Here is an 11,789-nt window from a genome sequence, read left to right on the forward strand (position 1 = left end):
GGACAATTGGCCGCCCTGTAGGACAACGTTGGCGGATTCTTCGGCGAAAAGATCTTTCCCATCAGCTCCAACAGCGCCGACAACGTCACTTCGTTGATCGAAACCTCACCGGTCTCCGGGGCTTCGCCGGGCTTGGCCCGCAACATCGTCGGCAGATTGCCGCGGCGTTGCTCGATTTCCTTCACAGTAATGCCCGCGCACGCCGAGGGGCCGCCGAGGAAACCTATCTGAAAGGCACTGATCCGATCCAACGCCGACCCATGTTCGTCATCCATTTCGGCATCGGAGTCCATCACGGGGTCACGCGTGGTGATGATCCCGGCCAGCACGTGGTCGAGCCCGTCAGCGGCACTTAGCGTGAAGCGTGGCGACTTACCTTGAGCTACCCAAAACAGATAGACACCTGCGAAACAATCGGCTTGCTGCTCGCGCACGAGGGTGGGGTCTTTCCTCGTCACCAGTTTCGCCATCTGCTGCAGGGCGTGCCCGTACTCGTGCGCTAACACAGCAGTGACAGACATGTCGCCAAAGTACTGCCGCACAACCGCCATGAACCCCCTCCGATCCCAGGCGATCAAGTTGCACCCTGAGGTGAAAAAGGCGTTGAGGACTTGGTAGGTCTTGTTGCGGCACACCATCGGACTCGTCGGATCGGTGGAGTCGTAGGAGACTAGCGTGCCAACCCGGACGAAAGTGCCGCTCAGTGATTCGCCGTAAGTTGCCTGCCAGTAGTCCTCGAGCTCGTTGACCGATAGCAACGACAACTTATCGATATTCCCGTTGTCGGTGTTGACCACCGTGCCGGTGGGACCGGGTGCGTTGGAACGAATCCCGCTCGGACCGTTAATCGCGAGCAGTCCCCCCACCCTGAATGGGTTGTCAAACATCGACAACCCACGCCCGTCGACGACCGTCGAGCATCCTGCTACCAGCAATACCGTGCTAGCGCAGGCGAATGCCACCTTCACCCCAACCGGACAATCATGGCGCGCGTAGCCCATGGCTGGGTGAGCGTCCATCACCTGACCGCGCAGCGGACTGAACATTATCGGTACGTTGTGTACACGAATCCCTGGGTCACGGCTGCGGTTTCGCGGGAGTGGGCCTTGGCGGGTTAATAGGGCCGCAATTCAACCCCGGAATACACCCGCCGTTACTTGGATCGGGGACAATGACATTGGTAGCCGGCGCAGAAGGATCCGCTGGGGGCGCCGGCGTCAGGCTGGAGGCAGGGTCTGCGATCGGTGTGGTGGTGTTGTTCGACAATTCACCTGCGCCGAATCCAACCGCCAAGGCCAGAATGGTTGCTCCGCCGGCCAGTGTGATCGCGGTTTTGCTGTGGGACTTCATCATGTTCTCCCTTCTATGCAAGGGCTGTCGCCCTCATCACCGTCAAACTTAACCTGTTATACCCTGCGGGGGTAGGGACCTAAGTCCTCTCCGGATGTAGCCCGACAGAACCCACGCGATGGGCAGGCGCCGCGCCAGAGTCTGGGCGGTTGGCCCCTGTACGGTGAGTTTTGGCCGCTGCTCGGCGCGATGGTGGCCGACGTCGCGATGACGGTGATTTCCGAGTTTCGCCCACGCGTATCGGCTAAGACGAGACGCCTCCGATGGCGATCACGCAGGCACATTAATTACGTTGAACACCAGAGGAACAATCCAATGACTGACACACCGCTGTGACAATTGAGGCGTACCAGGTCCACGGCCGGCGTGTCGAAATGGGGACCGGACTTGCCGCTGGCAATCGGCGCTCACCGCCATGACTGTCCCCCGCGGACACGACTTTATACCCTACCGGGGTAATAAATAAGCGCGGCTGGCGTTAAAGCCAGTGCGGGTCACACCAGCTGACCGGCGAGGCCTCCGGGCACCCATGGGATTGCAGGGGTACAGTCGCCCTGCGCACACTGTCGGTTGGACGGTGGCGCGGCCGTTGGTCAATCGATGCCCACTGCAACGAGTGTGAGCGCAGAACACTGCTGCACTTCGATGTTCAGCTACGTGAGATGCGTTCCAGCTCAATCTCTTCCGCCGACCCGCGGCCGAGTTCGCGGACCGCTGCGCAAGCGGATGTCACCTTCAGCGCAGACAACAACACGATTTCGAGCACGAAACAGCTTTTAGCGCAGCAAATTTCATAGATGTGCACTCGCCTACAAGGATGTCGCTCGCGGTTTCCTCGTGGCCGACATCCAACCGCGCCACAGCTGAGGACGCCCCTGTCCGCCGACACTCGCGACGGGCCGGTGGCTGGCGCCAATATGGCGTTGCAACCAGCCGCGGACTACTCGCCCGCACCGCCAGGAGCCGACTGCTTTGTAGAATTAGCCGTATGCGCGAAATGTTCGATAGCGAAACGCGATTGTCATGGGTCCTGGCCGCGTTGGCCGGGTTGATTGGGGCCGCGGCATTTACCCATTCCGCCGGATACTTTGTGACGTTCATGACCGGCAACACCGAACGTGCGGCGTTGGGGTACTTCCGCCATCAGCCCTGGCTGGCTCTGACAGCGTCACTGCTGTTGGCGGCGTTCGTCGTTGGCGTGGTTGTTGCATCGTTATGCCGGCGCCACTTTTGGGTGGAGCACGCCCATGGCCCGACGGTACTCACCGCCTTGTCACTGGCCGCTGCCACTGTGGTCTGCGTTGCCACACACGGATGGTCGGCGACAGGCGAGCTCTCACTTACGCCGACCTTTTTTGTTGCGTTCGGAGTTGGTGCTCTCAACACTTCTTTGTGAAGGACGGCGAGGTCTCAACCCCGTTGAGCTACGTGACCGGCACGCTGGTCAAGATGGGCCAGGGTATCGAGCGTCACATCAACGGCGGCTCCGCGTCTGCGTGGCTGGGATACTTTCTGCTGTACCTAAGTTTAGTCGTTGGCGCTTCGGTCGGCGGAGGTATTAGCCTGGTTGCCAATGGGTCCCAGATGCTGGCGGTCGCCACCATCATTTGTTCGCTAACCGCCGGTTACACGCATCTCCATGGCAACCGTCGGGTCCTTGTGAAGCAGTCACGCAGCCAACGCTGGTCTAGCCGATCATTGGCAGGAGCACTTCGAAAGAGATCCCGTTGACGGGTCCCCTTGGTGGACGCCTCCGCGAATTCGACCTGCCTCGACGACGTGGCAAGACTAATGCTCGCATTGGAGCTGAGAGTCACCGGCAGCTCGGTGGCACCGAGGCAATGCTCTCACCCGGCGAAAATCATGAGGTGATAAGTCAGCTCATCCCAGACGATGAACGATGACGTCGGGCTGGCGTTGCGGTGCGCCCGCGCTGCGGGCGTCACATTCGCCGCGGCACTAGACACTAGGCACTAGGCAATCTGCACAACTCGTGCGGGCGTTGCCGTCGCTGCGCAGACATCGCCGCGGCGCTGCTGGGGTCGGTAAGCACAGCTGCGGTGAACGGAGCCACCGCGCCAATGGTCGCGGCGGGTGAACACAACCCGACACAATCAGCAATGTTGAACGTCGACGCGGTAGGTATCGCAGTCCGGCAGGATCAGTGACACGTTCACGCTTAGTGCGCTGCCGTCAGGAAATAGCGGCTCGTCGCTCCACGCCCATTTGATCAGGTCCTGGTCGCAAGGCCACCGTGACGAGCACCACTCGTGCACCCGCGCCTCTAGTCACCACACCACCGAGCGTAGAGCCCCTGGAATGAATTACCCCGTAAGAGTAAGTGGTAGGACGTGGGGGCAGAAAGTCGCCCATGCGGATTGGAGCGATCGGTACGCTCTCGAATCAAAACCCGGACGCACTGGTAGGCGGTGTCGCCACGGTGGCAGTAGCGGGTGGAGTCGGTGGCGGCGTTTTTATCAAGCGACACAACGACATCGACACCAATAGCGACCCGACCGCAGGGACACAACACGCGATCCACTCCTTAATCCGTCCGACGCTGACCCGCCACCATTGCCCAACTGTGCGGAGTGCCCGCGGCGCAAACGAATGTCCCAGTCCCAGTTTTGAACCGTGCCATCCGCCACGTGCCAGCGGTGAGATGTCAAGGAACTAGCGAGCGCTTGTGAGGCAGTGGCGCGACGCCGCATCCGGGTGGCTTCTGCTCCGAGCCCGTTTATTCTTGCTCAGCGTTAGGGCCGCGGCATGGTAGGTGCCGTCGTGCTCGGGGTTTGCTGAGGACCCGTCGGTCCGCCCGGACCCATTCCACCGGGTCCCATCATGCCGCCGCCAGGTCCCATCATGCCTCCAGATCCCATCATCGGACAGCTAACGTCACGGCCGACGTTGGAACCCCGATGCCAGCTGTACGGGCCGCCTGAGGATAAGCCCAAGAAGAACCCCGAGAATAAGATCACCGCCACTATGAACACGACACCGGCAACGATGCCCACCCACGCAGCGGCCTGACCCAGCCGACTAGGCCGATCAGATCGCGCATCATAATTCGGCTGGCCAGTCACGTTTATCGATTCCCTAGCTTCTGGAGTTTGCGTCATGCGTTAGACGCTGCCACACATATACCCTGCCGGGGTAGGGACCAACGGCCCTAAAACACCCAGCGGGCTGCCGCTCCGTCCGAAAAGCCTAACCCGAAGTAGTACGGGCCCCGTTCACCATTGAGAGCAAGGTCCCGAAACTCCACGTCGACCACGATGTATGACGACAGCACGTGCGGCAACGGCTCGGTGTGGATCGTCGGCTTGATTGTTTGATGTGCATCATCATCGTGTTGTTTTTCGACGGCGGCCACGACCCAGACCGTTCTTGCCATCGCCGACCCGGGGCTAATCGGTCCGCCCCACGACCAGTCGATGCAGCCTCAAGACGGACTCTCGGAGGGCTTTGCGTCCGGCGAGACCGACGAAGACAAACGCCGGCAACGCATTACGCTGCTGCGGGAATACCGCCAGTCAAGATGGCTAGGTTGAAACGGGCCGCAGTGCTCGCGAAGTTCGTTCCACTCGCTTCAGGCACTGTCATCGGTCTGCGCTTCGATATCGGACGCGCTGTGTATCCACACATACCAACGCCGGCCGGACGCCCTTACGCGGGAATGGTCACGTCGCGCAACGCAATCAACCGTGTTGTGGATGACCTTCCTGCGGGCCACCGCGCCACCCATCGTAAGTGCGAGAGTTCGCCGTCCAATCACCGGCGGGCGTGCGCGCAAGGAAGCTTCTGCCAGCCGCGGAAGTCTCGCGTCACACCTAATCGCAACTCTGCCAAGCAGTTAGCTACCGGGCGAGACGATTGCCATCCGGGAACAGGGCCTCACTTGGTCGCGGCGCTCGTGCCGTTGACCGCACTGCTGGAGATCGTGTGCGGATTGTGGCCGGCCGCTAGACGAGCCAATCGTTGTGGCTCACGCTAATACTGGCAAGCGCCACAATGATATTGGCGCCAATCACCGCAAACGCCGGGCTCTGGCTCTACCACTTGACGGCCAACCCCAGCCCCCTCTTGCACCAACTCGCCGCCCGTGGCAGCACAATGGTCACTTCTCAGCCGCCCTGCTGGCAATCGTGATCGGCCTCGTCATGTTGCGCATCACGGAACAGGGTTCCCAAAAGCCCCGGATTCTCCTGCATACCATCGTGGGCATAACAGTTCTCATCGTTGGGATCTCGTCAATGGTCCAGATCTACCGCGTGGCTGATCCTGGCGGGCCTTCGGTCTCGGATGAAGAGATAACGCGAATGGAGCAAGTTCGCGTAACACAACAAGCGACTGAAACGTCTGGTGTGCAACGTCATCCCTGCGCACAGACTGACCTCCGCTGGTCCCGTGTCTACCAAATGGCGTACGCCGCCGCCATCGAGTGGAGCCATCGGGGAGTCCAGGGCTCATACCTGGCCCGCGCTGGAACTGACGATCGAATTGATTCGCGACGGCTAGCGTGAAGCTAACAATGATGACGCCCTGGTGAGGTTTGCGCTAGCCCGAGGGGGTCCGCGTCGACCAGCACTTGCCCCCGGGTGTCGCTGGCCGCAGTTTCGCGCACCCCGAACGCGACAACCGCGCTGACATGCCACATCGATCAGCGACGCGATGCACGCACGGCCAACGAAAAAAGAGGCAGACGATGAAGACCCTAGGCGATCTGATCTGCCGCTCGGTTGCCTCCGCCGACGACGTACAGCCATTGATACCCGTTACAGGTAGTAGGTACCTCATCGATTGGGCAAACGTCGCCCGGCGCGGCATCGGTCGCCGCTTTTTCCTGGAAAGTCTGGTCTTTTCAGACGGACTGACAGCTGTTATGCCAGCGATCTCTGGCATATACCCCCCCGGAAATGCTAGCGTGAAGGTCGCTATGCGCCCCCGGGAACGTCATCCAAAACGCTGGTTGCGATACGTAACCAGCGCGGCGGTCGCTGTTTGGTTGCTCGGTATTACTGCTGGTTGCCACCTTCCCCATTCGGGACACCCCGCGCTTCACGGCGGGTCCGTGTTGACCGCTGCTGGCAAAACGATGGTTGCTGAATCGCCGCACAGGCCGAGCGCGGGTGTCGATTGCTGTTCGGTGGGACTCAAGGCCGGTACTCCTCTAATGCCGGCATGCCGAATACCCGATTTGGTTGCGCTTGACCTCATCGTCACGGTTGTGGCCATGGTTGCTTCGCTGGCCGGGCCGGTCCGGTCGACAACGCGAGGCCCTCCCCGCCCCGTTGATGTTGTCGTCCATCAATCGGGTCAAGCTATCCTGACCCGCCTCTGCATCTCTCGTCGCTGATCGATCTGCGCCCGCCGTGGTGCTCGGTTACCGCGGCCAGTGGGCGATGTTCAGATCCGTCGCCGCACAACGTCGCGGCATTTTGATGCAGAAAAGAGAACTTTATGAGGAACCTCCAACGCACTCGCTGCCTCGCAGCCCAGATCGTTAACAAGCGACAGGCGGTGTGGTCATGACAGCACAATCGAACCGAACCCCCAAGTGCCCCAGTGATCGGCACCGGGGTAACTGGATGCGCTGCCGCGTTAGTCCTGGCGCCTCACCGCTGGAATGTCACCGTGGTCTCCGACCGTGGGTGCTCGACGATGGCACCGCGATGCCTCGTGTGACCGTAGACCCTGCGCTGGCAATCGACACGAGCACCGAGGACCGTAACGTGGTCTTCATCGCGCCACGCGCCGACGACCACCTTCTGCTCGACGGATTGGTCGAACCCGGCGAATGCGAAACCGACCTCACCCTCAACAACTACCCGCCGACACGGGAGATCCTCAAGCGCTGCATCGACTTCACGCCGATCCTGCAGAAAGCTCGGCTAGAGACAGTTGACCCAATACGGTTGGAGCTGCGGCCTTTCCGTAGCACCGGTGTGCGCGAGCCAGGGGCGCCAATCGCGCACGACTATAGCCACGGCGGCGTCGGCGTCACATTGTCGCGGGGCTGCTCTTACCGAAGCGTCAGCTCGGCTTGCGGACTCCTTCGGGGTACGCGTGGCCTGAACCCCCTGCGCGCAACGATTAACAACTACCCATCAAAGGAGGATAAAGAAAATGCTGCTCAATGTGAGCTTGCGCTCGGGAGAAGCTATTCACCCCCAGCGCACAACGACCGGCGCGATGCCGCGCAGATATCCGATCGGCGCCAGCACCGTTGGTGAAGGGACGCGGTGACGTCATGAATATGAATATGGCCATGGGTACAGCGCCGACGTGGCTCACCATCGCCGGCTGGATTATCACGTGGACGGGGTTCGTTGTGGCCGCGATGATGATCGTCGACATTTATGTGCGTGGTTACCGCCAGCCGGAGCGTGCGATGGAAGCCGTTTGGCCGATCACCGCCGTCTATTCCGGCCCGCTGGCGCTGTGGGCCTACTACAAATGGGGTCGGCCCCTCACAACGAAATGGCAAGAACAGCAACAGTGGTCGCCCCAATGGGGTTTAGGGGTAACCGCGGTCACCCAGACCATCGCGGGCGGGGCCGCGTCATTCATCGGACACACCCTTGCGGTGCCCCTCGTGATGTGGACCGGGTGGACAATCGCTGGCAAACATGTCTGGGCAATGATCCTGCTGATTGCGGTGTTCGCGCTGCCACTGCTAATCGGTTTCGAGTACCGTTCGCTGGCTGATCAGATTCCTTCCACGGCTCGGCGACTCCAGATGGCGGTGCGGATTTCGGTGCTGGCGATCCTGGCTTTCGATCTGGGTATGGGTGCGATCATGGTTTTGGTGGCATTCGTGCTGCACTACGGACCCACGACAGCCGCGTTCTGGCTGCTTATGTGGGTGGGTATGTGGCTAGGCTTTGCTACCGCCTACCCAATGGTGTGGCGGCTGTTGGCCCGCAATGCGCCCGAACCAGTGCAGGCCACCCAGGCCGCCGACCCCTCGCGAACTGGGTAGGCCTACACCCCAGCGCGGCAGAAGATTTTCGGCCTGTCGACGTTAATCCGACCCGACGGAACCACTAAAGATGGCTACGCACAACGGATTTAACGAGCGACACCGCTACCGGCGGCCTTCCGGTGGCAAACGCCACCTCCTGTGCGGCGAAGCCTTCATCTGCTGGGCGGGTCGCATACGAGGGGCACCCTCAGAGATCCACCTGGTCCCCGAGGAGAAATACCCGGCCAGGCGCGAGATCTACGGCGACACAACGTTCTACAGGGGGACCCAGCACACCGTTACGGGGGGGCGATTGCCCGGATTCTTGCGCAAGCAGTGAAGCCGCCGGCGCGGCTGCGACCAGTTGAGGGGGCATGAGATGTTGGACTTCGGGGCGTTACCGCCGGAGATCAACTCCGGTCGAATGTATGTCGGTGCGGGATCGGGGCCGATGCTGGCCGCCGCGGCGGCATGGGACGAGTTGGCCGCCGAGCTCTATTCGACTGCGGCTCTGTATGGCTCGACAATTCAGAGTCTGTCCGTCGGTCCCTGGACCGGTCCCTCCTCGATCGCGATGGCCGCCGCGGCCACACCGTATGTGCAGTGGATGAGCGCGACGGGAGCGCAGGCCGAGCTGGCGGCCACTCAGGCCAAGCTGGCCGCGGGTGCCTACGAGGCGGCCTTCGTGGCGACGGTGCCGCCGCCCGTCATCGCGGCCAACCGCTCGCTGCTCGCGACATTGATCGCCACCAACATCCTGGGCCAGAACACCCCGGCGATCGCGGCCACCGAAGCCCAGTACATGGAGATGTGGGCGCAGGACGCCGCCGCGATGTACGGGTACGCCGGCTCGTCGGCGACGGCGTCGCGGCTGCAGCCGTTCACCGAGCCGCCGCAGACCACGAACGAATCCGCCTCGGGCAGGCAGGCGGCCGCGGTGGCTCAGTCGAGCACCTCGTCGGGCACCAATGCCGCGACACAGGTGTCCCAGCTGGCGGCCGCGGCGCCCGCGGCGACGTCACCAATCACCTTGCCGCCAGTGCCGCCGGCCCTGACCGCGTGGAACAACATCTTCTCGACCATCGCCTCGGGCCCGTATTCCCTGCAGGGCTTAACTTCCTTACCCGGTGGTCCGTTCTTGTCGTTCGGTCAGGCGTACGCCTGGGGCCAGAACGGGCAGAGCGCCGCGGCCTATCTGTCCGGGCCGAAATTCATCAAGGGGGCGTTGGAACCGCTGACCAGGGTGCCCAGCGCCGTTCACCCCATGCTGAGCTCCGCTGTCGGCGGGGCGCCGGTGACGGGCTCGATGGGCAAATCGGCTTTGGTCGGAAGCATGTCGGTGCCACAGGGGTGGACCGAAGCCGCCCCGAACATCAGGATGCTCGCGCAGTCGCTGCCCGCCAACCTGGCGGCCGTCCCGGCCGCATCGCTGATCGGCGAGGAAGGCGCGTTCAGCCAGATGGCTTTGTCCAGCCTGGCCGGTCGCGCCGTCGCCGCCACCTCGACCCACACGGTGAGCAGCAATGCCGCGACGGCAGCCGCCCTCGGCAGCCTCGTCGCCGAAGCGGACCCCGCCGCCGCCACCATCATCGTCATCCCGGAGCTGGAGGACTAAAGATGTTTTACGCAGCCTTTCCACCCGAGTTCAATTCGGGCCGGATGTACAGCGGTCCGGGAGCGGAGTCGTTGGTGACGGCGGCGACGGCCTGGGAGAACCTGGCCGCCGAATTGCAGTCCGCGGCGACCGCCTATTCGTCGGTGGTTTCGAATCTGACCGGCGGGGCCTGGGTGGGTCCGTCGTCGTTGGCCATGGCGGCCGCGGCCGCGCCCTACGTGGCGTGGATGCAGCAAACGGCGGCCCAGGCCGCCAAAACGGCGGCCCAATTGACCGAGGCGGCGGGCGCGTACGAAACGGCATTCGCCGCGCACGTGCCGCCGCCGCTGATCGCGGCCAACCGTGAACTGCTGACGCAGTTGATGGCGACCAACCTCTTCGGGCAGAACACCGGGGCGATCGCCGCCACCGAGGCGCAATACGCCGAAATGTGGGCCCAGGACGGCGAGGCGATGGACACCTACTTCGCGTCCTCGGCAACTGCGTCCGAGTTGGCGCCGTTCACCGAGGCGCCGCAGACGACCAACCCCGCAGGCACGGAGATGCAGGCTGCGGTCGCACCAACCACAGCCGCTGCGGCAGCCGCGGCACCAGCGGCCGCAGCTGCTGCCAGCGCGACCTCGGGCGGCCCGCTGCAATTTCTCTCGCAGCTCGCCACCGAGTACACAAACTTCATCAACGGGCTCTTCAACTCGGCCCTTGGGCCAAACGGATCAGCGTGGGTCAACGCTGTGTACACCGGCCTCAAGGGCCCACTCAGCTTTACCACCGGGTTCAACGACATCGGGCTGCTGATCAACTTCCCTGTGTCGCAATGGCTCAAGTTCGCGCCTCCGGTGGCGTACGGCGCACTCCCCAAAGACGCGCTGGGCGCTGGTCTGGGCGCGTTGGGCTTCACCCGGGGCACCCTGTTCGACGCGATCTCGCCCACGGCGGGTTTCGCTCGGGGCACGCTGGTCGGATCGCTGACGGTTCCGCCCAGTTGGGCCTCGTCGACGCCGGCGATCAGGACGGTGGCCGCCGCCTTGACGGCCGCCGGGCCGGAGGCCATCCCGGCGGCGGCGCTCAGCGAGGGAAGCCTGTTCAGCTCGTTGGGAATGGCGGGAATGCTCGGAAGCGCGATGGGCGCCGGAGGTCCCACCGTGGTAAACGCCGGTGTCCGCAACCGGATGAAACCGCTCAAAGACCTCAAAGATAAGAACTCGCCGGAACACCTGAAACGTTTGGTGGCACAGATTTCGGAGAAGCCCGAAACCGTGCAGCATCACAACGTCGATGAGAAAGGTCTCGACGCGCTGCTCGAGCAGCTGGCCAAGAAGCCGGGTATCCACGCGGTGCACCTAAAAAAGAAGAAGTCCAAGGTCATCCCGTCCGGAGATGCGCAATTAGGTTGAGGAACAACCTGATTCAGTGATCTGGCTCAGCACGAAAGAAGGTAATCATGAAACGGCTATTCGCGGTACTCGGTGTGTTCGCGATGATTGGCCTCGCGGCGCCGGCGTACGCCGAACCAGTGCCCGACCCCGACGGTGACGACGGGGCCTTCCTGGCTACGCTGCGCCAAGCCGGCTTCACCTTTTCCAGCGAAAGTGCTGCCATCGCGGCCGGCAGAGCTGTGTGCTCATCCTTGAACAACGGCGAATCGGGCCTGGAGCTGGTGCACGACGTGAAAAACCACAACCCCGGAATGAGTATGGAGATGGCATCGGACTTCGCGCTGATCTCGGCGAAGTTCTATTGCCCGCACCAACTCTCCAAAGCCTGACTCCAGGCGCTTCGGGTGACAGCCTGCTCGAGGTGCTCCAGCGCATCCCGGCCGAATGTAGCGGGCCGTCGGCAACCCGCCACCGGTCAGTGATG

General features: G+C 62.6%; 6 protein-coding genes and 3 pseudogenes. 7 read left to right on the forward strand and 2 right to left on the reverse strand.

Annotation, left to right across the window (positions count from 1 at the left end):
• Positions 1 to 1,001: pseudogene (locus tag AAHS21_RS31565) on the reverse strand (peptidase); the annotation flags it as partial.
• 1,337 nt (positions 1,002 to 2,338) lie between these two features.
• Here AAHS21_RS31565 and AAHS21_RS31570 point away from each other — a divergent pair.
• Positions 2,339 to 3,081: pseudogene (locus AAHS21_RS31570) on the forward strand (YoaK family protein).
• Positions 3,082 to 4,519: 1,438 nt separating this feature from the next.
• Here the strand turns inward: AAHS21_RS31570 and AAHS21_RS31575 are convergent.
• A complete protein-coding gene (locus AAHS21_RS31575; RefSeq protein ID WP_330981513.1) occupies positions 4,520 to 4,723 on the reverse strand; it encodes a hypothetical protein in 204 nt (67 codons plus the stop codon).
• Between the two features lie 525 nt (positions 4,724 to 5,248).
• On the opposite strand from AAHS21_RS31575, the pseudogene AAHS21_RS31580 reads away from it, so the two are divergent.
• The 6 genes and pseudogenes from AAHS21_RS31580 to AAHS21_RS31605 all read left to right on the forward strand — a co-directional run.
• Positions 5,249 to 5,678 (forward strand): annotated as a pseudogene (locus AAHS21_RS31580) (hypothetical protein); the annotation flags it as partial.
• 1,353 nt (positions 5,679 to 7,031) lie between these two features.
• A complete protein-coding gene (locus tag AAHS21_RS31585; RefSeq protein WP_342931229.1) occupies positions 7,032 to 7,583 on the forward strand; it encodes a hypothetical protein in 552 nt (183 codons plus the stop codon).
• Positions 7,584 to 7,690: 107 nt separating this feature from the next.
• Entirely contained in the window at positions 7,691 to 8,332 is a 642-nt protein-coding gene (locus AAHS21_RS31590) for a DUF4396 domain-containing protein (RefSeq protein WP_330981511.1), read from the forward strand.
• Between the two features lie 361 nt (positions 8,333 to 8,693).
• The gene (locus AAHS21_RS31595; RefSeq protein ID WP_330981510.1) at positions 8,694 to 9,929 is read left to right on the forward strand and encodes a PPE family protein; all 1,236 of its coding nucleotides are present in this window, start codon (positions 8,694 to 8,696) and stop codon (positions 9,927 to 9,929) included.
• Between the two features lie 2 nt (positions 9,930 to 9,931).
• A complete protein-coding gene (locus tag AAHS21_RS31600) occupies positions 9,932 to 11,323 on the forward strand; it encodes a PPE family protein (RefSeq protein WP_330981509.1) in 1,392 nt (463 codons plus the stop codon).
• A 47-nt stretch (positions 11,324 to 11,370) separates the two neighbouring features.
• Positions 11,371 to 11,694, forward strand: a complete 324-nt coding sequence (locus tag AAHS21_RS31605; protein ID WP_330981508.1) for a DUF732 domain-containing protein — start codon at positions 11,371 to 11,373, stop codon at positions 11,692 to 11,694.
• Positions 11,695 to 11,789 lie beyond the last annotated feature (95 nt).

Source organism: Mycobacterium sp. 050272 (assembly GCF_039023525.1).
Taxonomy (GTDB): domain Bacteria; phylum Actinomycetota; class Actinomycetes; order Mycobacteriales; family Mycobacteriaceae; genus Mycobacterium.

Coding starts and splice junctions, on each gene's coding strand:
- AAHS21_RS31590 (WP_330981511.1), top strand. CDS start 7,691: ATGATGATCGTCGACATTTATGTGCGTGGTTACCGCCAGCCGGAGCGT.
- AAHS21_RS31595 (WP_330981510.1), top strand. CDS start 8,694: ATGTTGGACTTCGGGGCGTTACCGCCGGAGATCAACTCCGGTCGAATG.
- AAHS21_RS31600 (WP_330981509.1), top strand. CDS start 9,932: ATGTTTTACGCAGCCTTTCCACCCGAGTTCAATTCGGGCCGGATGTAC.
- AAHS21_RS31605 (WP_330981508.1), top strand. CDS start 11,371: ATGAAACGGCTATTCGCGGTACTCGGTGTGTTCGCGATGATTGGCCTC.